The organism is Nocardia australiensis (assembly GCF_020733705.1).
GTDB lineage: Bacteria > Actinomycetota > Actinomycetes > Mycobacteriales > Mycobacteriaceae > Nocardia > Nocardia australiensis.
The window spans coordinates 71,129-95,007 of sequence record NZ_JAJFZM010000002.1 but is presented as its reverse complement, the minus strand read 5'-3'; the positions used below and the strand labels follow the sequence as shown (position 1 = coordinate 95,007).

General features: G+C 64.7%; 8 protein-coding genes, 1 pseudogene and 1 riboswitch. Of the genes and pseudogenes, 5 read left to right on the top strand and 4 right to left on the bottom strand.

Annotated elements, in window-relative coordinates; translation table 11 throughout:
* Positions 1-68: 68 nt before the first annotated feature.
* Positions 69-1,763 carry a hypothetical protein gene (locus LKE06_RS15100; protein WP_227999539.1) on the top strand — a complete coding sequence of 565 codons (1,695 nt, stop codon included), beginning with the start codon at positions 69-71 and terminating at the stop codon, positions 1,761-1,763.
* Complete coding sequence (locus LKE06_RS15095) at positions 1,760-13,828, top strand: MFS transporter (protein ID WP_227999537.1); 12,069 nt, start codon at positions 1,760-1,762, stop codon at positions 13,826-13,828. Before LKE06_RS15100 ends, LKE06_RS15095 begins: the two co-directional genes overlap by 4 nt.
* Positions 13,829-14,060: 232 nt before the next feature.
* Here the strand turns inward: LKE06_RS15095 and LKE06_RS15090 are convergent, their stop codons facing one another.
* Positions 14,061-15,320: a phosphotransferase family protein gene (locus LKE06_RS15090; protein ID WP_227999536.1), complete on the bottom strand. Its 1,260-nt coding sequence runs from the start codon at positions 15,318-15,320 to the stop codon at positions 14,061-14,063.
* 29 nt (positions 15,321-15,349) lie between these two features.
* Positions 15,350-15,622, bottom strand: coding sequence for a hypothetical protein (locus LKE06_RS15085; RefSeq protein WP_227999534.1), 273 nt, complete (start codon positions 15,620-15,622; stop codon positions 15,350-15,352).
* 239 nt (positions 15,623-15,861) lie between these two features.
* On the opposite strand from LKE06_RS15085, the gene LKE06_RS15080 reads away from it, so the two are divergent.
* The 3 genes from LKE06_RS15080 (at position 15,862) to car (ending at position 21,559) form a co-directional block, all read left to right on the top strand.
* A complete protein-coding gene (locus LKE06_RS15080; protein ID WP_227999532.1) occupies positions 15,862-17,274 on the top strand; it encodes a hypothetical protein in 1,413 nt (470 codons plus the stop codon).
* Between the two features lie 6 nt (positions 17,275-17,280).
* Positions 17,281-17,715, top strand: coding sequence for a YbaB/EbfC family nucleoid-associated protein (locus tag LKE06_RS15075; RefSeq protein WP_227999530.1), 435 nt, complete (start codon positions 17,281-17,283; stop codon positions 17,713-17,715).
* Between the two features lie 307 nt (positions 17,716-18,022).
* The gene (gene car, locus LKE06_RS15070; RefSeq protein ID WP_227999528.1) at positions 18,023-21,559 is read left to right on the top strand and encodes a carboxylic acid reductase; all 3,537 of its coding nucleotides are present in this window, start codon (positions 18,023-18,025) and stop codon (positions 21,557-21,559) included.
* A gap of 79 nt (positions 21,560-21,638) precedes the next feature.
* On the opposite strand, the gene cycA is transcribed toward car, so the two are convergent.
* Together cycA and LKE06_RS33185 are read right to left on the bottom strand one after the other, a co-directional pair.
* Positions 21,639-23,090: a D-serine/D-alanine/glycine transporter gene (cycA, locus tag LKE06_RS15065; RefSeq protein WP_308188390.1), complete on the bottom strand. Its 1,452-nt coding sequence runs from the start codon at positions 23,088-23,090 to the stop codon at positions 21,639-21,641.
* 311 nt (positions 23,091-23,401) lie between these two features.
* Positions 23,402-23,495: riboswitch (glycine riboswitch) on the bottom strand.
* A 255-nt stretch (positions 23,496-23,750) separates the two neighbouring features.
* A pseudogene (locus tag LKE06_RS33185) lies at positions 23,751-23,840 on the bottom strand (Lrp/AsnC family transcriptional regulator); the annotation flags it as partial.
* Positions 23,841-23,879 lie beyond the last annotated feature (39 nt).

Sequence of the window (23,879 nt, the reverse complement as noted above, 5' to 3'; positions counted from 1 at the left end):
CCCGCTCCACCGGGGCGACTTACTAGCTTTCCCAAGAGTGGGAACAGTTAAACAAGCAGCGATAATCGATGGAGGAGAACCTTCTTCTCGGTTCCACCGAATCAGGGTTGAAAGGACAGCCGGGCATGGGCGAATCGTTGGAGGTCGACCCGGACCTACTACGGGCGTTGGCACCCGAGCTCACTGCGCTCGCCGACATGGCCGGCAACGAGCTGGCACGGCTGAAGGCCGCACTCGCGGCGGAGGGCCAATGCTGGGGCAACGACGAGCCGGGCCGCATCTTCGGCGAAAGCTATGAACCCGACGCGGAAAAAGGGCTGGCGGGCTATGCGAACCTGGTCGACAACCTGCGCGGCACCAGTGCTGGTGTCACCGACGCCGCCGACGCGTTCCACAGCCAGGACCGGGACATCGCCAGTCAGATCCGCAATCTGGATCTCGATGGCATCCAACCCGATTGGAACACTCCTACCCCGTCATTCAACCAACCGCCGCCCAGCCCGGGACGATCCCCAGCGGCGCCACCCGGTTCCACACCGAATCCCCGGGGCGGCACCCCGGATCCCAGTGGAACCCCGGGCCCTACCCCTCGATTCGAACAGCCACAGTCAGCACCGAACGGCAGTCCGTACGCGCCGAATCAACCGCAGTATCCCGGCTATGGTCCGAACGCCGGACCAGGACTGCCCGACGGGCAGCCGATGGGCGGGCTACCCGGCTCCGTCGCACCGCCGACCCCCAAGGACTCCGCGTCACCCGGCGGCGCATCCGGGTCCGGAAAGTCCGAACGCCCGGCAACTGCCGGGAAACCCTGGGACACACCGTGGTCGGGCTCTGCGCCGGATACACCGTGGCAGCGCAAAGGGGCTTCGGCACCGGCGGCGTCCACCACGGCGGGGGCACCGATATCACCCACCGGGACGGGCACACCGAGCCCACGCAACTCACCCGGCGGTGTTCCTCCCGGGCGCGTCATTCCGCCACAGCCCGGCGGGCCGCCGCCGGGGCCGCCGCCCGCGAAGCACGCGAAGTCCCGTCGAGACAAAAAGACTCGTCGACCACAGACCGTTCCGGTCCAACCGCGACGGGTGCGGACCGACGAGGCGGCCATGGCAGCCGCGCGCGAGCTGGCCGCCAGGCATGGCTTGCGGATCGTCGGGTTCGAGACCGCCGGCATCGCGGAACGCTCGGTGCGGCAGATCGCGGCGGCTATCGACGACATACTCGGGAAGTACCCATTCCTGAAGCTCGGCGGTATCGAGATCACCGAGCTCGGCGACGCGGCGTCCGATGTGAAGTGGAATCGGGAAGTCGGCTGGCTCATTCTCGACAGCGCCCTCGTGGCCGACCCGGCCAAGCTCACCGACATCGTCTCTGCCACAACTCCATCGGGCGTATCGGTACCCGGACCCGATGAACATCTGATCTATTCGACGATCGTCAACGACCTCGGTCGCGTCATAGCGGCGGCTGCGGGTCCCTCGGCACGCGAACGCGCGCAGGCAACATTGATCGCCGAATACCGGCGCATCAGCGGGCCATGGAACCGGACCGACACGCTGGCCGGCATCGTTGCCGGCTACCGGAAATGGCGCGCGCAGCTGAGCGTCCGGTGTTTCTCGGACTCTCGGTTCGAACCCCGCGCGGCATTGGTCGAAGCGTTCACCGAGGTCGAGCTGTGCGGTGACAAGGCCAGTGGACCAGCGAAAGTGCTGCACCGATTGGTCGTCGAGAGCGCGCGAGGGCGTTCGGAAACCAGGTGACAGGGCCACTTCTTCCCGGGATCCCCCCGGGGCTACAGGACATGGTGTTCGGGCACATACCGAACGCGGTGATCGAAGCGATGCGGCGGGCAGCCGACGCCTGGTCGGACTCGGCCAACAAACTCGTCCTGGTTCTGCGGGAACTCGAAGAGTCCGAGGCGCGCGCGCTGCGAGCGGCGACCAACGGGGTTGTCGCCGACGCGCTACGCGAGGACTACAAAAACCTCAAAGCATCCACGCAGCAACTGATCGACCACTGCAACAGCATGGCGAAGCGGCTGTACGAAGGTGCCAACGCATTCGAACTCGAGATGTACATGGTTAAGGGCATCGCGTGCGTATTGGCGGCACAGTTGCTTGTGGATCTGGCGTTCGGCGTCGCCGGTGTCCCGGCGGCGACCGCCCATCGAATTACCGCCGATGCGGGGATGAAGGCTGCGTGGAGCCAGCTGGTTTTCGGAATGCGGCAACTGATGTCGAGGTTCGCGGCAGAAAGTCCGATGCTGGCGATGACGATCAGGGGTGCGACTCGAGGCGCGGTGATCGGCGGCCTGAGCATGGGTGGTGTCCGTGCCGTCGCCGAAAGCATTCAGGTCGCGCACGGCCATCGCGAGGCGGTGGATTGGCACGCAGTCAAGTTGGGGGCCGAGGCCGGCGCGATCGGCGGCGCGGTCGGCGGCGGACTCGGCAGCGTCGTCGCACCTGCGGTGACTGGTTTGGGAGCGAACGCGGCGTCGAAGGCCGCGCAGAATACTTGGCGGGTCGCGGGCGTGATGGCCGCTGGGGTTTCCGGTGGTGCGGCGGGTGGTTTGGCAGCAGGAATGTGGACCGGCGGGAACCTGGCCGACGCGGTGCTGATGGGAATTGGCGGCGGTTTGCTCGGTGGAGTCGGTGCCGGTTTCCGTGCTGTGCGGACCGCAGGTCACAACCCCGCCGCAAGTGCGGGCGATGGCGGCAGCCGAGCAGGGCGGGAGCTCCGACTCAATCAGCGACGCGTGAGCGAACCCGTCACCGAGGCCGATGAGGGACAGGTAGCGCGCCCTGACGGGCTGACCCCGGAGATGATGGCCGCCGGTAAAGAGGCCGAAGCAGCCGTCGCCCACGACCTCACCCCCGAGAACATCGCGAGCATGAAACCGCAACAGGCCCGCGCCGCCAACGAATTCATGAACAATCGCGCCGAGCCGCCCGCCGGAGCACGTCGATTCGAGCCCATAGACAAAGCCACACTCCAGCAAAGGGCCGACGCCGAAGCCCGAGCCGAGCTCGACAAGCTGAACCTCGGCGAAATGAAGCTGCCGCCCAACGCCGAAGGTAGACCACCGGGACCTGGCACTCCACCCGCCATGCTCGGACACGGCAACGTCCACGGTCCGCAAATCGTCAGCCCTCACCCTTCGCCACCCTCGGGCGGCGCCCAGTCTCCGCCAGGAGCGCGCAACGCGACCGACACGGTATTCGCACCCGCCGAAGGCCAGGTGAGCAGGCCGACAGCCGCGCCCGGGCAGGTCATCACACCGGAGGGCGCGGTACGCACCAGCCAGGAAACACCCGGTCCCGGCGCCGGCGCTGACACCCCGACGCATCAACGTCCAGTCGCGGAAGCGACGCCGCAGGAGCCGGGGGTTCGAGTCGAGAACGAAGGCAAGGTTGTAGGCAGCCCAGACGAAGCCGGTGGCGTGTCGACTGCCGACGAGGTCGCTGCTCCTGCCACCGAGCCGGGCACGGCAGCCGAATCAACCAGCACGCACGACAATTCGGTCGCGCAGACCGGACAGGACGCGCCCGGAACCACAGTTGACCGCGCGCACGGGGACTCGCCGCCCGCAGACGATGGCGGCGGCGGGTTCGTGCCCGCACATGAAGCCGGCGCGGGCCAGCGAAACTGCGTCCCGGAAGCGGCGTCCTATATCAAGGAAAAGACCGAGAACGGCGCCATCGACCTGTCGGCAATCGGCGATCGGCCTGCTGGATCCAAGGGGGTCAGCGGTGACCAGGCCGCGCGCGCGCTGCGCGGGGATTGGCTGACCTACAGCTCACCGCAGGCATTGGTCGAGCACGCTCAGCGCACCAATGGGTCGATCTTCGGCGGCGTGCAATTCAAGGATGCCGGTGCGCACGCCTTCGCGGTCGGCAAGAACGCGCAGGGCCATATCGAGGTGCACGAGCAGGTCGGCAACATCGTCCGCAGAATATCCGGCAACGAGGTCGTGGAATGGCGGGTCGACACACAGGGGCGACAGGTCGGCGAGAAAACCACGACGCGCGTGGAAAATGCTGTCGGGCGATGGCTTCGAGATCTCACGTCGCATGTCGAGAGCACACACGGTATCGCCTTCAAAGCCGACGGAACCGCAGTATTGCCGCTCGAGCCTGGGCAGGCGCCGAGAGGGCACGGTCCAAAGGACCTGATGGGGTATCGATCGGATAGCGGAGCAACCGTTCTCGATCGGCCGGTCGACACGCCGGTGCGCAACAAAGGCGCTCCCATTGATCCGGATGCCCAGGCCGCATTCGAGGCCGCGTTCGCCCGTGACCTAGCGAAGCTGTTCGACGAGGGGATCACCGAAGTCGCACCACCGGTGGCGCCGAGTCCCGCACCCGAGGCGAACGGCCAAGGCGCGCGGGCAAACTCGCCGGATGTCGGTGCAGCCGACGCGCCCGCGCCGACGTCGCATTCCGTGCCCGAAGGCAACGACCTTGCGCCACAGCCCGGTCGGCCGACAGCACCCGATGCCACGCCTTCAGCATCACACGGCCCTGTCGTCGACGCGAACAACCCCGCGACCATCCCGAAGGCCACCGACCATCCACTGGCAGGTGTTGCCGCCGAACCGAATAGTCCTGCCGCGCAAGCAGACCCAACGATGACGGGTTCGGATCACGCCCCGCCGAAGCCAAAGCTCGACCACGGTGCCGACCAACCAACCCCGTCGAGTGCAGTTCCGGAGAGCACGCCACCGCAATCGCCACGACCGACCTCCGAAACGATCGGCCCCGCCGCACAAGCGACACCGCAGCACCCGGCCGCCGACACAAATGGCCCCACCGCCACCCCGAAGACTGTTCCCGACCACACACCCGTCCCGCCGGTCCCCGACACACCCAATCCCATCGCGCAGGCGACACCGAGAACCGTTCCTGAGCACACACCCGCACAACAGGCTCACCCGGCCTCGAACGCGACGGATCCCGCGCCCAAGGCGGGCACACCACTGGCAGCCACCAATCAATCTGCCGCGCAGTCGTTTACGCCGATGCCAGTATCCGATCTCGGCCCACCGATAACGAACCGGCCCCAGCTCGGCTCCGAAGCGCTAGAAGCCACGCCCAACCTGCTCGGCGCGATGAACACCCGGCCGGACCTAGACGAGGAGGAGCCCGAGGAGTTCGTCCAGCCTGACCCACTCACCTTCCCAGGCCCCCATCCAGGCAGCGTTCCGAATACCTATGTGCGACCAGTACCGAACTTTCCGGAGACGTTGCCTCAGGATTACACCTTCCCGAAGCCGGATTACGTACCGCTACCAGGCGTTCCGGAACCACCGGAAGACGAACGGCCCGAGGACATCACGCCGCTGATTCCGCACCTGCCCGCGCAATCCCCGGCGAACCTGCCCGCCAAACCGGCCCCCATGATCTCACCGTTCAATGTCCCCGACGAGCTGGAAGAACCGAACAGCCCGGTTTCGCCATGGACCGGGACGAAGCCTCCGCTGGAGGTCACGCCTCCTGCGCACAGCCAAGACCCCCTGCTGTCGCCCCGTTTGCCTGCCACGACAGAAACACCCCTCGAGTCCCCCCGACCCAGCCGCTACGCCACTCCCCCGGACCCGAGAACCCCGGGCGCGCCGGTCCCCCCGATGTCGACCCCGCCCGGTCCCAACCCCGACAGCCGCGGCGAAATCCCCGACATCAGTGGGGTTCCTCGTATCGAAGGGCCACCACCTCTACAACGCACGGCACCAGACAAGGAGGTAAAGAAAGGCCGTCTGTCCCCATCGGTCAGGCTGACCATGGGCGAGGATCCCGATGGCCGCCGGAAGCGTAAACCCAAGAAGCAACCGAAACCGCCGATCGCGCCACCGGACTCGGCAGCGCCTCCCACACCAGCGGTGACTCCCACCGAATCGAAGCCCGCGAAGCAAGAACAACAAAAACACCAAATCCCGGGCCAGCCCCCCGCGGAGCCCGGCGAAGCCGCGCAACCCGACGAATCCGCGAAATCCGGATTCCTGCAATGGATCCGCGGCAAAGCTCCCAGGAACCCACAGCTCGCCGAGCAGTTCCTCGCCTCTGGTCTCTCCTCAGGTTTTGGCAACGCCTGGACCAGCGGCATCAGCGTGGTGCTCGTGCAAGCTGATAATGGTTCGACGGCGATGCTCGGCGGCGTGGCGGCCGCAACCCAAGTGGCCACGCTGGGAGCTAACTTAATAGCCGGACCATTGTCACAGCTCGACAACCGTAAAGTATTGGAAGCGCTATCGGGCGCCGGACTCCTGACCATGCTGGGCAGCGGCGCCTGGGTCCTATTCGATTGGAACGGAGCTGCGTGGGCCATCGCGGGCGCTATGGTTCTCACGGCGGCAACCGATAGTATCGTCGGAACAATCAGCCCCGTCTTCGGCCAACAGGTGGCTAGAAACGACGAAGAAAAAGCAGACGCTACAAACTATTCGCTAATGGAGCGTGCATACGCCAGCGCCGGAGGCAAGGCCGCGGGCCCCTTTATCGTAGGGATCGCCCCGGTAGCCTCATTCGCAGTCAACGGCATTTCTAAATTGGTAAATATAATAGTCCTGCACTATCTGCCCTCGGCACCTCCACTGAAGGCGGATGAAAAAGCCTCTTTCACGGATGGATTCCGCGACATCGTGCATGATCCGTTCTTGCTCGGCCATCTCATAATGAGCGGCCCGGCGATCTTCGCGAACACGCTTGGCGGCGTGCAATTGACGAAAGCATTCGTCGATAACAACTTTTCGGCCGGGGCGATGGGGCTGGTCGTGTCAGGGATCGGCACCGGGCTCATTCTGGCAGGGTTTGTGCCGGATAAGTTTGCCAAAGCCATGAACGTTAAAATAACCTACCCGGTCTCATTGTTATCTTTGGCGGTTTCCATGGCCACGTTGGGGGTATCAAATGATCCGCTGAACCTTTATTTGAGCATGGTTGCAGTCGGTGCGGCCAACATGTTCTCCAACAAAGGATACGCCAGACTACGGAACGCCGTTGTCCCTGCACCAGCCCTCGGCGGTGCGATTACAACACTTAACATAGTCGGCACTATCGGCGGAGTAGCCGCCGGCGTGGCCGCCACACCGATGTTAGCGAACCTGAGCTCGCTAACGATAGGCGCGATAGACGCCTCGATATTCGGTTTGACAGCCATCGCGGCGTCGGTGCTCGGGATCGCGACCCGCAATCACAAACATGAACCACGACCGCGCGTCGATGGATCAACCGAGCACCCCGCAGCCGAACCCCTCCCCCCCGCCGTCATCCGAAACTGCGCCATCCAAGTGGCCCGCGTATTCCGAGCACTCGGCGACGACAGCTCACCCGAACCCGACGACACCGACCCCAAATGGGACGCCGACGACAACTGGAATCCCCTCGAAGCCGTCCTCCGCACCCAGCTCCGAGCACAATCAGGCAACGCGAACGACACCCTCGACACCGCCATCGAAACCGTCCGCAACCGAACAAACGGTATCGATACCCTCGTTGCCGCCGTCGACGGACACACCTACATCATCTGGAACGTCGAAGGCAAAAACGGCGACGACCAAATTTTCATCTACGACAGCGACGCCAATGCCGCGCGGTCCACCAAATCCGCCAACGGAATCACCAAACACCACATCGACTCCCCCATCGACAAACCCGACATCAACACCCCTCACATACGCAACATTGACGGCGATGAGAACGGGCAGAATAAATGGCGGCGGCCCAACTACAGCAAAGGGACCACCCTCTACCTCGCCTACTTCACGAACCAGAACGGCACACCAACTACACTCCCCGAACCACCCCGCACCCGCGCACACAGCCGACACCCCAAAAAACTCCTCAGTCACCCCGCCGGGGACCCCAACAACCACGAATCCACACAGCCGACGGCCACTAACCAGCCGCCGAACCCGCTCCCCATCGCGAATGAGTCGACCACCCAACCTCACCGGGGCGCAGATGCCGAGATCATCGACCACCCGGTCGAGCCGATCGTTGCCCGCCACGAGGGTGAGCATGAGCAAGGCGGCAAGAGCGACCCGCGCGATACGCCGGACGGTCCGTCGGGTTCCAGGTCTGAGGTGCCGACGACGGGACGGCGGTTGATTCATCCACCGGATCCAGCGGCCGGTCCCGTCGAAGAAATATTGGCGCGCACCGAGGTCGGGGCCGAGGCCATGAACGGGCTGTGGAAAGTCGGTGCGGGTATCCAGTTCACGAACGACCCGGGTGCGACCGATTCAATCAACCTGCGGAACATGACCTTCGTCATCCAGACTCACGACCGTAGTCAAGCGGAGCAGGCCAGCACGATCGTGGGGTTCAACGCGCTGGCGGTTGCGGTGAGTGCCGGACAGCTCGAGCTGCAACCGGCCAGAATCCGGGGCACCGACCTCGCCGACTATCTACAGTCACAGCGCCTCGCCAAAGCATTCGTCTTGGGCGCTCGAGCCGAATTCGACCGGGAATGGACCGCACAGGGTTTCGATCCGCCGCGCACCTCATTGGGTGAGAGCCTGGAAAATGCTCTCGACGGGGAGCAGAAAGCCGCATACTTCGCTGCCTATGACGCGGCGGTCGGTGCGGCACGACAACAGGATTCGACCATCGAACCAGCGCTGTTGCGCCGGATCGGACGAGAAGCCGGCGTCATCGAGCTCATGTCGAGCGAGTGGTTCGACGGCGATAGTCGAGAACACAGTCGCGAGTGGGAACGCTGGCAGACCAACGACGCCACCGACGTCGAGTACGTCCCGCCCACGACCGAATCGGCGCGGCAGCTGGAAAGGTTGGTACGCGAGCATAAAGCGGCACAACGTGCTTTGCTCCGGATCAATGAGGAATTCGATCGCCTGCGACAGCGCGTATACGACCACCTCGCTGTCGACCTGCCCCGCGCCTACCAGTTGCTGGAATATGAAGGGCAGAGCGTCGAGGACCGAAAGGCATGGTTCGAACTCAACCTCCTCGCGGACGGGATGGCGCGGCGGGCGGCGGCCGAGGCAGACCTGGCTCGGGTCGAGACGGCGATCACCACAAACATCTGGCACGAGCGGGTCGACGCCGAAGTGGTTGCCTCGGGTGGCCGTTGGATTACCGATCAAGTCGCGATCGTCGACGGCCCGTCACCGCAAATGCTCGTGCTCGACTCCAATGACGTTGCCGCCAATATACAAGCGGCTCTGGATGCCGACCCGAACATTCCGCCCACTATCGAGCTAGGACAATCACCGCCCCACGTCATGGGGTTCTCCGTCCAGGAGTCTGGTGGCGTGGTCGCCAGGGTCCGTACAACGGACCTCGCCGAGGAGTTGGTGGAGGCGATGTGGTCGGAGCCATCGCCGACGTTCCGCCCGGACGCCACATGGGGTGCAGGGCAGCTCGCGAAAGCGGCAGCCACTGCGGTGGACAACGCATGGCGGGAGCTGGACCGCAACGATATCGGCCGCAAGTCACGGGGGATATTGCAGCGGCGTGACGTCGGTATCCAATTCAGCACCGATCCGGCGGCGACCGTTGCTCTGGATACCGCCGGCGGCCGGGTAATTCGAGGCCGTTTCGCCGGTTACGACCCCGTGTCGAACAGCGTTGTCCTGCAATATGGATTGGACCCCGCCGAGCATGCGTCGGAGTTGGTGTGGGCGGCATCGGTGATCGAGCGGCTGCATCCGGCAACAGGGAATTCGCTGGAACGCCTGACGGCGCTACGCGACGACTATGTCAATCAGATGCTGGACGTGCAGGCGCTGGCCCACGCGCGGGCCTTCGAATTCGACCGGCTACGCCTAGACGGACACCACCGTAACCTCGGCCGGGAGAGTCTGCTGTCGCTGGCCTACCACGATGCGTTCACTGCGGCGCGACAGATCGCCGAGCGGGCCTACCACCAAAACCCAACCGCCGTCGCCAACATGATCGGCGCGGCGGCGCGGCGGATCGCCAAGCGGGGCTACCGACAGCATCAAGAAATCGTGGCAACCATGGTGGATGCCGCCGCCCATCAGGCAGGTATCCGTGCAGTGCGCGCCAAGCTGATCGAAGCGGGGCCGCTGGTCGGCGGAGTCGACTACGCGACGCATTACCGGGCGGAATGGGACTCCGCACACGGCTTCGAGCCTGCCGAAGGCGAGGCGCTACCGGTGCGGCCCAAGGAAACGTTGGCGATGTGGGAGAAGCTCACCGACCAATTCGTCATGGAAATCGAAACGTTGCCTATGCTGCGCGAATCGGGCCGGTTCGTGCCGGAAGGCTCCGCCGAAATCGCGTACAACCGGGCCTATGAGAACGCCGCGGGCGGCTCGGGCACCGGCGCGGAGCAAGCCGCTGCCAAGGCCGGCCGCAAGGCGGTGCGCAAATACCTCGGCAACGTCGGATTCGAAGCCGCCGAAATCGCATTCGACGTTGTACGCCACGCCGGCGACAATGTCGGCACCTACCGTCCCTGGCCGGATGACGCTCCCGCCTTACCGGACGCCGACCCCGGTTCCGGGCTACCCACCGATACACCGAAGCCGGCCGCGATGTCCGAGGCCGCGGCGTCCGAGCTCGCGAGCCGCGCGATCGCCGACCTGATGCAAAGAAACCCCGGCGGCACTCTATTGCCCGGTCATGTAGCCGAATTCCCCGACAACTACCTCGAAGGTCCCCACGGTAGGGGCCGCAAACTGCTGGTTGTCGCGGCAACGGAGGGTCGGCACATGGATGCGCTGCTTACGTTGGCGGCCAGCCCGCCCATCGACCCGGAGGCGGACCGGATCGACTTCCCCGAGGTGCTGTGGGGCTCCCAGTACCGGATCGAATATCTGCTGGTCGAGCCCGGCCTCGAAGGTCTGTACGACGTCAGTCCTATCGAGTCGGCAGCCGCAGAGGGACTATACCGGCGGCCTACCGCTGAGGAAGCTCCGCTCGAAATGCTCAGGATCTGGGCTGGTTATCGTCTCGAAACGGACCCAACGAAGCCACGCACCGACCTCGGGTTCGACGACTGGCTCCGTCAACTCGGTCCGGATTGCTTCTTCACCCTCACCGATTCCGCCGGGCTCGAAGATAGACTGGGCGAACTGCGGCCGGACTTCACGGTGCGCGGCTTCAAGACCGTCAAGGCCGATCCGGCGGTGACCGCACCACATCCGGCAGAGGCCGCATACCGGTTGCATATCAGGCAGGTGCCGCTACCGCCGCCCGCCGATGAGGCAGCCAATTCGGTGGAGTCTCGTCGATTTCCGCAGTTCAAGAAGGAGTTCGTCCGCACTTCGACAGCGATCTTCCAGGTCGATCTGAAGGCCGTCGGCAACGCCTGGCAGGTCGCCGCGCCCCTCGGCAACAATCACCCTGCGGATGTGATGGCTCGCCTGTTCCAAGGCATGGCCGACACCCATGTAGAGCGACTGCTGGAACGGCTCCAGGAGAAGTTGGTCGACGGTTCGGCCGATCTCCGCGACCTCAGCCCGCCGAAAAGCCGGCTTCAGCAGTTCACCGATCGACTCACGCGAACCGAAAAGGCCACCCCGGAGTCCTCGGGCAACGACCGAACAGCCAAGCAACTCGGGGGCGGCTCCGCAGGTGGCAGTCAGCCTCCGGGTGTGGAGTCCTTGTTCGGCTTTGATCTGGTAGAGGCGCTGGATCTCCCCGCTCAGAAGAACTCTCGCAGCGCGAAGGCGCAACCATGGTTGGGGTTCATGGTGGACCCGCAGACCGGCGCGGGGTGGGGTGCGCCGTCGAATGACCACGGCCCGAATCGGAACGCCGTGGTCCCCGGCGAACCCGTTACGAACGATGAGCTGGTAATGGGCAACACGCGCTATGCGTCAGTGGCGACACCATCGCCTGCCGAGCCGCAGCAGAATGGTCGCTCCCCTTGGGCACTGCGGGGAGCGCCCAGTCAGAAAGCAGCCCGCAGCCCCGGCCCCACCGGCAAGGCTCAGGATCAAGGCGAGACGCGTGCGTACTCGGCCGTCGACCGCGGCGGTGCACCGCAGGACCCATCCAAGTCGTCGCCATGGCGGCGCCGGGGGCCGGCTCCCACGGAACCGGCTCCGACGAACCGTGCGCCGCTCGAGCAGTCCAAAGTGCCGCCCACGCCTTCGGGCCCGTGGTGGGCCCCGGCTCCGGAAGAGTCGGGCCTTGCTGAGCACGCGCCGAAGCCGACCCACTTGGGGCCACCGGAACTGATGGAGACGATCGAACTACCCCATTCGCTGATGGTTGTCGGACCTGACACGGTGCGCGCCGCCGCACCACAGGCCCCGCGCCCGAGGGGCGCGATGCCGCCAGCGCCCATCGACATCGCGAACGTGACGGACCGTCCGCTGAGCAGAACACCGGACTTGGACCTGTCTGTCGCGCCCGGGTCCGAGCTGAAGAAGCAGAGATCCGGTACGCCGAACCCGTGGATCTTCACCAGGCTCGGCCCGGGGGACGCCAAGCATCCGGCGACGCCTGGTGCAGACCACACGCAACGGGACGCAGCCGAACAAGAACCGGCCGCTGCGGGCTCGGCACCCGAGGGTGATGCGGCCACGGCGGTCGAGCAGGGAGATAGGAGTCCCGCCCTGATCGAGGCCGAGCGACTGTTTGCCGAGGCAGAGCAGGTGCTCGCCGAGGCAGCCGAGCGGTTGGATAGGAATCCGAAGCAAGCCGAGGCGATGCGGGCATATGCCGAGGCAGCGCGGGGTCTTGCCGAAGCGGCCGAGCCTGTACTGGTGAACACTCCGGGCGGCGAATACGCGCTGATGCCGAAGGCCGAACCTGGTGAGCTATCCGGCAGGGCCTGGAGCGAAAGCCCGGAGCGGCATGCCTGGGAGCTCCGCTGGATAGCCGCGCGGAGTGCTCGCATCGGGGCCCTTGCGGCGTTCACCGGGGCCGCGTTGGAAGCGGAAGCGCTGATGGGCCTATCCAATACGTCGGAGGGCCCGCGGCTTATCGTGCAGTACCGGGAACGGTTGCCAGGCAAGCCGGTGCCTATCTGGAAATGGGTGACGATGCGTGCGGGGTCGCCGCAGCAGTCGGGCGGAAGCGACAGCACGAGCCGGGCCACCGTGATCGGTCGCCCTTGCCGCAGTTTGTCCCTCGACGAGATTCTGCAGTCCCTCTACGCCGCGTTGATAGCAGCACGGCCGTTACTCGACCTCGACCATAAGCTGATGGGGCCGCCGATGATCACGCTCGCAGAGCGTGATGTCTGGGCCACGATCCCACGAGACGGGGAATTCGGTCTGCACTTCCCGCTCTGCCGGCTGCAAACGAATCTGACGCCGCCATACATGCGCTCGCGACTCTATTCTGACCTGGCTCTCGACATTAATGGCTCCGAGCGGGGCTACGAGTACTTGATGACCGACGTCGCCGAGCGTTACCTGTCCAACCACGCTTACGAACTGCTCGAGGCTTACGACGCCGGTCCGCAGACCGGAGAGAATCGCATAGGTCGATGGTTCACGTCGGTAGTTGCGCAAATGATGACCGCACCGTCCGATGCCGCCCCCGCACTGCTCCATCACGCCTTGCAAGAGCAGGTGCTTCTCGACGTCGACACGTTGTCGCCTGAAGACCAAATGGTCCAGCGATTCGCCTCGATAGTGCACGAATTGATGGATGGGCACTACGACATCGGCAGCTACCTGCGGCACCGGAGACTGCCAGAGGCACAAGCGTTCATCGACGATGTCCGGGCTGCTGTGAGTAAGCGCCACCCTCCCGGCGCTGTGGAGCAGGTGCCGGTCATCTGGACGCTGATCCAACCGTCGTCGGCGGACACAGCGACGAATCGTCCGGGTGAACCTGCTCCCTCGGCACCGGAGAGTGCGGCCGATATCGAGTCCGGAAAGTAATGGCGTCAAGGGCAATCCAGATGCGGGATCGCCGGCCACTGGCGACCAACTGCCGCACGGCTCGTCGCCACCCATCTGCTGATACCGCTGCACCATCGATCTCAAGCTTCGGGCCTTGACCTCGTCAGCCCACTGCGACGACGACGTCAACAGATCGTTGTCGAACTCGGCGACGACGCTCGGAGGCTTGTCTGCCTGCTCCAAATGCGAAGTTCATCACGATCCTTCAGGCTCATTCGGCCCATCCGCGGAGCAGTGCGTGCAATTCATCCCGTGAAATGTCAGGCCAATCGGAATTTCGAGAAAATCGCTTGTGGTACCAGTCGACCCAGTTCTCGAAGCGGCTTGGGTCCGCGGCAACGCTACGCGGCATTGTCTCAGCGCACATCACTGCTCCTCTCCAGTCTTCGATACGGCGGTACATGCTAAGGGATGCTTCGGTATCAACGGCAGGATTCACAGGCGACGTCCGCTCGATCCACATCTCAATGGCCCGAGCACGGGTCGCCTCATCCGGCCATGTCACACGCTCGAGGAAGAACGCTGCGTTATAGAGCGGATCACTGGGTCCGGCAGTTTCCCAATCAAAAATCCACAATTTCCCTTGGTCATCGAGTCGAAGGTTTTGCGGATAAAGGTCGTTGTGGGCAAAGACAACCGGTTCGCCCGAACGACTATGGTCCGGCTGAACATAGTCCGATAACGGCCCGATCCCGAGTTCTTCGAGCCTCGACAGCTGATCCTGCGGCAGATTGTGGTACGCGTCGTCGGCATGCTGGATCATCTGCTGCTGCCACCCTGGAATGTCCAGTTCCATTCCTTCTGGTAAGGGGTGCGAGGACATCGACTGCACTTGATCCAAAAGATCAGGTAACCAATTCATCAGCTCGGGATCATCGAACGCCCGCGTTTCACCGGGAATATACTGCATGATTGTAAACTCCCTGCCAGTAGACGGGTCCACGCCAGCGTAGAGGATCTTAGGTGTTCGCACGTCGCACTCACGTGCGTATTCTATGGCCGTGTTCTCAGGCATCCATTTCTTCAAGAAAGTCACGGTCGGTTGTTCTTTTTTGAATCTGACCACAGCTGGGCCTGAGCTCGTGTCGACCAGATTCACCCTATTGCCGGTCCCAGCGAAATCCGGTTCCCGATCCCGGGCCTGCTCATACAACTCTTGGGCCTCTTCCGGAGATAATTCGAATCGGTGGCGACCGTTTCGATGCATCTGGTCATCGATGGATGAGTCCAGAAATCCGTCCTCGGCGGCGGGATCACGGTCCGTGTGTGCAGCCGGACCAATCTTGTCGAGCTTGCGTGCGAGCTGCTCGTCTTCGTGTGTGGCCCGCCCGAGGCCGTCCCGTACCCCGTGCGAGAATTCGTGGCGTGTTTCGGCGATTTCCGGGCCGGCTTTGTCAACAATCGCGGCGGTGATGCGTTTGACTGCCTGCAGCATTTTCGCGATGATCTCGTCACCGCCCGACCCGCCCATCGAGGTTTCCTGTCGCTGTGATCGGGCTGTCAGGCAGCGAGGTCAACGGTGGTGAAGTCGCCCTCGGTGAGCGTCGGGCCGAACGGGTCGGGTTGGTGGGTGAGTTCGTCGGTAGCGGCGGCGCCGAACCGGCTGATGTGGGCGCGTAGGTCAGGCGAGAGCGCGGCGAGCTGGTCGGCGGTGATGGTCCAGCCGACGAGCAGGAGAAGCTGGTCAAGTTCAACACCCTGCCGGCCACCCTGGTGATTTTCCACAACGTCCTCGACATCACCGACGTCGTCCGCGCCCTTGGCCTCCCTCATCGACGTCTCGCCTGACATCACCACCGCGAAACCGTACCGGAAACCTATTCAGCACACGGATTTCGGCCCACACCCCGGCGGTGTCCAGTGGAACGACTCGTGGAACGAGGGGCAATCGAATCAGCCCAGGGGGAGCTGTGGTTCACCTGCCTGCCAAATAGACTTTGTGGAAGTATGCGGCTTTCTGAGTTGCCGGGCAGCAGGCGATGCGCCATTCCGGCATCAGGATGAGGAGAACCATGGCAGACGAAGCGGGCGGGCTGACCGCCGAACACCCCATCGCCCGCGCACTCGCGGAACACGGGCCTGCGGGGTGGCAGCGAGCGGATGCGGTCTTCGCGGTCACCGTGGCGGGGGAAATCGCCAGCGTTGTGTATTCCGATGGTGCGCAGGCAGTTCCGATGAATACGCCGGAGTCGATGCTCGATCTCGTCCGGGAACTGCGGGTGGCCGCGGCGACGACCGATTCGGGACCGTGGTGGCGCATGTCGGTCGTGTTGTCCAGCTCCGGGGCCATAGAGATCGACTACGACTACGGCGACGACCCGTTCCCGCCCGGGCAGATGTTCACTCCGGAGGCGTATCGCGCGGACCTCGAGGCGTATCCGCGCGGCAAGGTGCCGGTGTGGCTGGCCGCTTATATCGGCCACGGGGATCGGCAATCGCGCTCTCCGCAAGAGGCCGCGGCCCAGGCTCGGGCCGATCGGACCGACCAGGTATGGGCGGTGTTGGCGGAGAACGAGTTTCCGCCGTTCCCGGTGATGTGGGCGCGGTGGGCGACGATCTCGGCGGCATTTGTTGCGGCCGGGTCGGATTGGGGGCCGCGGATGCTGCCGTGGAGCGGCAAGTTCGAGGGGTCCAAGCGGGGTGGGTCGACGTTGCATGCACTGCCCGCGGGGCGGGCCGTGTTGTCGGGTGGGGTGTGGAATGCGCCCACGTTGGATGCCGTGTACAACGGTGGCGCGCCGATGCCGAAACTCTATGCGGGGGCGCCGGATTGGGTGGCCGACTCCGTTCTGGATCCGCGAGCGGCATCGGGGTTGCTGTCGTTCTGCTACTGGTGGGAGGCGGGGCGGTGGTATCGGGGGCAGTCCCCCGGTGCCAGTGATTGCGCTGCGGCGGTGCCTGCTGTGTGGACGGGTGATACCGCGGCAGGGATCCTCGCGAGGCTGGTCACCGACGTTTCGGGCGACGATATGTCGGAGGCGATCGCGGCGCTGTTGGCTGCCGCCGAGATGGGCTCGGTGACGCGTGCGACGCTGGTCGATGTGTTCGGCGATGACGGGCGCTTCGATATCGACGGTGCGCTCTACCAGTATTCATCGGCGGGGCTGGTATCGACGTCGCCGGAGCCGATGCCGGCGGCAGCGGCGATCGCTCGAGTGCGGGACTACATCACCGGACGCGGGCTGGATACTTCGGGATATCCGTTGTCCCAGTTGGTTGCCAACCGGTTCGAGGTCGGGTGGATGGTGTATGTGCCGGTGACCGAGGGGGAAATCGCCATCGGCAGAGCGATCTTCTACATCGGTGACGATGGGGTGCTCGAGCCCTCGTCGTCGTCCATCGCTCCCGGGATTTACATCGCCGACTTCAGGCAGCGGTTCGCCGAACGCCATGGTTCGGTAGCCGGATCAGGTTCGAAGGAGTAGTTACCGATGGAGCAATGGGAGCGCGATGGGTTGCGCTCGGCCAACTTCGGGATGCGCAACCAGGTCGAATTCATCCTGGACGCGCTTGCGGAGCAGCGTGCGCAAGTGACCGAGGTGTATGAGCAGCTGGCCACGGTGCGGGCTACGGCGAGTTCGGCCGACGGTTTGGTCACCGTCACCGTGGACGGCGCCGGTGTCCTCACCGATGTCCAGTTCGCCCAGGAGGCGTTTCGCAGTACTCCGGAGAAGCTGGGCCGAGCTGTCACCGAGGCGGGACAGAACGCGGCGCGGCTGGCAAACGAGCAGAACCAGACGATCACCGCCCCGATCACCGCGGGAGCCGATGCGATGCCGGACCTGCCCGACCTGGTGCCGGGCGCGCCCAGCCTGCGGGAAGTGCGTGCACCCTGGCGGCGCGAACCCGAGGTACCGGGCTCATAAGAGCCAGCGCCGAAACCACCGCTGAACCCACAGTCCCGACAGACGCGCTATGTGGGAATCCAGGCCATCAGGTGTGTGGTTGTCAGTAAGGGGTGGTGTTGTCGGGTACCAGCTGGTTCGGGCTGGTGGGTAGGAAGTTCGATGGGTGTCAGCGATAACAACGAGGATGCGGTGGAGGGCAATGCTGGAGTGAGTTCCGATAGGGCTGCTGAAGGGAGTGCCATCATGCGGAAGAGACTGACCTATATGACGACGGTGTCGGGGACGGGCAAGGCACCGGTAGCGAATAGAGGCAGGTGGACTCATCATGTCGACTGATACTCGTGAAGATCGGCTCGAGCGTCGCATCGCCGATTTGTACGCCGAGGACCAGCAGTTCACCGACGCCAGGCCCAGCGAGGCGGTGATCGCGGCGATGGAGCAACCCGGACTGCGATTACCGCAGCTCTTGCGCACGGCGGTCGAAGGCTACGCGGACCGGCCCGCGCTCGGTAAACGCGCCGTTCAGTTCGTCGAAGACCCGCAGACGGGCCGCACCTCCCTCGAGCTGCTGCCCAGGTTCGACACCATCACATACCACGAGGTGTGGGACCGGGCAGGCGCGATCGCGAGCGCCCTGACCGATGACCAGGAGCACTCGGTGCGGCCCGGCGACCGCGTCTGCGTGCTGGGCTTCACCAGCGTCGACTACACGACCGTCGACCTGGCGTTGATCCGGGCGGGCGCGGTGTCCGTTCCGCTACAGACCAGCGCACCGGTCACCCAACTGCAGCCCATCGTCGCCGAGACCGAGCCCCGCATGATCGCTTCGAGCGTCGACTATCTCGCAGACGCCGTCGAACTGGTGCTGACCAGCCACACGCCCGTCCGGCTGGTCGTGTTCGACTACCACCCGGAGGTGGACGACCAGAGCGAGGCGCTCGAAGCCGCTCGGGCGCGCTCGAGGGAAGCGGGCAGCTCGGTGGCTGTGGAACCGCTGGCCGATGTGCTCGAACGCGGGAGGCAGCTACCACCCGCACCGTTGTTCATTTCCGACGACGATGACGACCCGTTGACAATGCTGATCTACACCTCCGGCAGCACCGGTGCGCCCAAGGGCGCCATGTACCCCCAGCGGCTGGTCGGCAACTTCTGGCGCAGGTCGACCAGAGTGGCGTGGGGCCAGCAGAGCGCTGAGCCGTCGATCACGCTCAACTTCATGCCGATGAGCCACGTCATGGGCCGGATGATCCTGTACGGGACACTCGGCAACGGCGGCACCGCCTATTTCGCGGCCAAGAGCGATCTCTCATCACTATTGGAAGACCTCGCGCTGGTGCGGCCCACCCAGTTGAGCTTCGTGCCGAGGATCTGGGACATGCTGTTCCAGGAGTTCCAGAGCGAACTGGACCGGAAGTCTTCCGCCGGCACTGATCGGGCCACACTCGAAGCGGAGGTGGCGGCCCAGCAGCGGCAGCAGATTCTCGGCGGGCGGTACGTCTCGGCGATGACCGGCTCCGCGCCGATGTCCGCCGAGATGAAGTCGTTCGTCGAGACCTACCTCGACCTACATCTGGTGGACGGCTACGGCTCGACCGAGGCCGGTGCCCTGTTCGTGGATGGACAGGTACGGCGCCCACCGGTGATCGACTACAAACTGGCCGATGTCCCCGATCTCGGCTACTTCCACACCGATCGGCCCCATCCCAGAGGCGAGCTCCTCGTCGACTCGAACGACCTGTTCCCCGGCTACTACAAACGGCCGGAGGTCACCGCCGAGGTATTCGACGCGGACGGCTACTACCGCACCGGAGACATCGTCGCCGAGGTCGGTCCCGATCAGCTCGTGTACCTCGACCGCCGCAACAACGTGCTGAAGCTCTCGCAGGGTGAGTTCGTCACGGTCTCGAAGTTGGAGGCGGTGTTCGACAGTAGCCCGCTGATCCGGCAGACCTATGTCTACGGCAACAGCGCACGCTCTTACCTGCTGGCGGTCGTCGTGCCCACCGCGGACGCGCTGTCGCGTACCAGCGGCGATATCGAATCATTGCGGCCACTCATCAGCGACTCGCTGCAAGAGGTCGCGAGAACAGCCGAACTGCAGTCCTATGAGGTACCTCGCGGCTTCCTCATCGAGACAACGCCGTTCACGCTCGAGAACGGCCTGCTCACCGGCATTCGCAAACTGGCGCGGCCCAAGCTCAAAGAGCGTTATGGCGAGCGTCTGGAACGGCTCTACACCGAGCTGGCCGAAGGTCGGGCTGACGAGTTGCGGGAACTGCGGCGCAGCGGTGCGGACCGGCCGGTACTGGAGACGATCAGCCGGACCGCGGGCGCACTGCTAGGCGCTTCGACCGTTGATCTGCGGCCCGACGCGCACTTCGCCGACCTGGGTGGAGACTCCTTGTCCGCGTTGTCATTCGCCAACCTGCTGCACGAGATCTTCGACATCGATGTGCCGGTGGGCGTCATCGTGAGCCCGGCGACTGATCTGCAATTCCTCGCCGACTACATCGAGACAGAGCGGACGTCCGACCTGAAACGACCCACCTTCGTGAGGGTGCACGGCAACGATGCCACTGAGGTGCACGCACGTGATCTCACGCTGGACAAGTTCATCGACGCCGAGACGCTGGCCGCCGCCCCCACGCTGCCACGCCCGAGCGGCGAGGTGCGGACTGTGCTGTTGACCGGCGCGAGCGGCTTCCTCGGCCGGTACCTGGCTCTGCGATGGCTGGAACGGTTGTCCTTCGTCGGCGGCAAGCTGATTTGTCTGGTGCGGGCGAAGGACGACACGGCGGCCCGTGACCGCCTGGACAAGACCTTCGACAGCGGCGATCCGAAGCTGTTGCGGCACTACCGGGAATTGGCCGCCGACCATCTGGAGGTCATCGCGGGCGACAAGAGCGAACCAGACCTCGGTCTCGATCAACAGGCATGGCAGCGGTTGGCCGACACGGTCGATCTGATCGTCGATCCCGCGGCGCTGGTCAACCACGTCCTGCCATATAGCCAACTGTTCGGCCCCAACGTGCTGGGCACCGCCGAGCTGATCCGCATCGCACTCACCACGAAGCTGAAGCCGTTCACGTATGTATCGACCATCGGCGTGGGCGACCAGATCGAACCAGCGGCTTATACCGAGGACGCCGACATCCGCGTCATCAGCCCGACACGCAAGGTCGACGACAGCTACGCCAACGGCTACTCCAACAGCAAGTGGGCCGGGGAGGTGCTGCTACGGGAAGCCAACGATCTGTGCGGACTGCCGGTGGCGGTCTTCCGCTGCGACATGATCCTCGCGGGCACCGAGTACGCGGGACAGCTCAACCTCCCGGACATGTTCACCCGGATGATGTTGAGCCTCATGACCACCGGCATCGCGCCTGGGTCGTTCTATGAGACCGCCCCGGACGGCAATCGACAGCGTGCACACTACGACGGACTGCCGGTTGATTTCATCGCCGAGGCGATCACCACGCTCGGCGAACAGGTGGTGGACCGGTACGAGACCTACCACGTGATGAACCCTTATGACGACGGTATCGGGCTCGACGAATACGTCGACTGGCTGATCGACGCCGGCTACTCGATCCAGCGCATCCCCGACTACAGCGCCTGGTTGGGGCGGTTCGAGACAGCCATGCGCACGTTGCCGGAACGCCAGCGTCAGCACTCGCTACTGCCGCTATTGCACAACTATCAACGACCCGAAAAGCCGATCCGCGGGTCTGTCGCACCCACCGAGCGATTCCGTTCCGCGGTGCAGCGAGTGAAGATCGGTGCGGACAAAGACATCCCCCACATCTCGCCGCCGATCATCGTCAAATACGTCACCAACCTGCAGTTGCTCGAACTGCTCTGAGCTCGAGATTCGACCTCGGGGCTGGACGTCGTTGCGGGCGGGGCCTTGCGCACCGGCACGACGCCCACCCCGCGTGAGGTCACCGCTCGCCGGACTCGGCGTTGAACGCGGCCGCCCGCGCCATCTGCACGGGCCGACGGCGCAGGATCGCCCACGCCACGCCGAGGATCGCAAACCAGACCGGGGTGATGAGCAGCGCGTGCAGGGTGTCCGTCTTCTGGGTGAACGCCCAGATCAGGAAGCCGAAGAAGGCCAACACCACATAGCACATCGGCACGCCGCCTGGCATCTTGAAGGCGGACGCCTCGTGCAGGTGCGGGCGGCGCCGGCGATAGACGATGTAGCTGACCAGGATGATCGACCACACGAATATGAAGCACAGCGACGAGATCGTCGTCACGAGCGTGAACGCCTCGACGATCGAGTCGCCCACCACCACCATCACCACACCGGCGAGCAGGAACACCCCCGACAGATATAGCGCGTTCGCCGGCACCCGCCGAGAGGTCAGCCTGCCGAACGCGGCCGGCGCATCGCCCTCCTGGGCCAGGCCGTACACCATCCGGGAGGTCGAGTAGATGCCCGAGTTCGCCGACGACGACGCCGAGGTGAGCACCACGAAGTTGATCACCGACGCGGCGATCCCGAGGCCGGCGAGGGCGAACATCGCCACGAACGGGCTGCGATCGGCAACGATCTCGCGCCACGGGGTGACCGACATGATCACGGCGAGCGCGACCACGTAGAACAGCATCACCCGGACCGGGATCGAGTTGATCGCCTTGGGGAGGTTCTTCTCGGGGTCCTTGGCCTCGGCCGCGGTGGTGCCGACGAGTTCGATACCGACGAACGCGAACGTCGCGATCTGGAATCCGGCGACGAAGCCCATGATCCCGGTCGGGAACATCCCACCGTCGTTCCACATGTTCGCGAACGAGGCCTCCGCACCGCCCGGCGCCGTGAAGTGGGTGAAGACCATCGCGAGCCCGACCACGATCAGCCCGACGATCGCGACGATCTTGATCAGCGCGAACCAGAACTCGGTCTCGCCGAACGCCTTGACCGTCGGCAGGTTCAGCCCGATCAGCAGCGTGACCGCCGCCAGCGCCGGGATCCACAACGGCAGCGAACCCCACCAATAGGACACATAGCCTGCGATTGCGACGACGTCGGCGATCCCGGTGACGATCCAGCAGAACCAGTATGTCCACCCCGTGAAGAAACCCGCCCATGGCCCTAGCAGGTCCGCCGCGAAATCGGAGAACGACTTGTATGAGCTGTTCGACAGCAGCAGCTCGCCCATCGCCCGCATGAGGAAGAACAGCATCGTGCCGATGATCATGTAGACGAAGATCACCGACGGACCGGCCAGGGAAATGGTCTTACCGGAGCCCATGAACAGGCCCGTGCCGATCGCGCCGCCGATCGCGATCAGCTGGATGTGCCGGTTCGACAGCTGCCGGGACAACCCCGGCTCGTGCAGCTCGGCGGATCCTGCTGCTGTGGTGGTCGGCGCGGGAGACGCGACGATGGGCTCGATATTGTCGGGCACGGGTGCTCCTTGGGGGTGGGATCGCACGGCGGTTGCCTGGGCGCGTGATAGCACGCCGATGCCAAGGATGGGACCGAAGCCGTTGTGGGACAGCCCGATCGAGATCGATGAGGTCGCGCGAGGAGGGCGGTATCGAATTTTCGAGAGTGCGAGGATCGCGCGGTGGTTCCGAGGACGGATTTGATCAGCTGCGAATCGCAGGCTTGGTCCTACACGCGCGATGTTGGTGGTAGATGGGGCGGTACTCCTCCGATTGGCCGACGCTATTCAGTGGCGCCGCGGTGAGTGGATCTTTCCGCTCTGTCATGGACCTGAGAGATTCCCGGGAGGAGTTGCTCCTTCGGCGCCCACCACAGCCCCCTGGCCGTTTCCGGGAAGGTGTGCTGATCTGGCTGGACTCTCTCGCCGCGACTGAACGGCATCTGGAATTGTCCACAGCACCCCAACCGCCCGCCGGCGTGCCGCGCATCACACTGTAGAGGCAAGGGGGACGGGATGCAACACGGGCTCGACAACGAACTTCCTCACGTCCGGCGACGGGGAACATCGCGGACTCCAACGCCGCGTCGCAGCTCAGTGCTGCTGCGAGGTTGTATCCCGCCTGGATTCGACGGGTCGGCGCCGGGGGCGCGGGTGCTCGAGCGCGGCAAGGGCGTTGTTGGGGATGCGCGCGTCGTGCAAGAGCTGGTCGAGAAGGATCCGGTCGATGTCGTCAAGGGGGTCGCTCGCCGAACATCGTTCATTCGGATGACCCCAGAGGCCGCGGCA

Coding starts and splice junctions, on each gene's coding strand:
- LKE06_RS15100 (WP_227999539.1), top strand. CDS start 69: ATGGAGGAGAACCTTCTTCTCGGTTCCACCGAATCAGGGTTGAAAGGA.
- LKE06_RS15090 (WP_227999536.1), bottom strand. CDS start 15,320: ATGGGCGGGTCGGGCGGTGACGAGATCATCGCGAAAATGCTGCAGGCA.
- LKE06_RS15085 (WP_227999534.1), bottom strand. CDS start 15,622: ATGAGGGAGGCCAAGGGCGCGGACGACGTCGGTGATGTCGAGGACGTT.
- LKE06_RS15080 (WP_227999532.1), top strand. CDS start 15,862: ATGGCAGACGAAGCGGGCGGGCTGACCGCCGAACACCCCATCGCCCGC.
- LKE06_RS15075 (WP_227999530.1), top strand. CDS start 17,281: ATGGAGCAATGGGAGCGCGATGGGTTGCGCTCGGCCAACTTCGGGATG.
- car (WP_227999528.1), top strand. CDS start 18,023: ATGTCGACTGATACTCGTGAAGATCGGCTCGAGCGTCGCATCGCCGAT.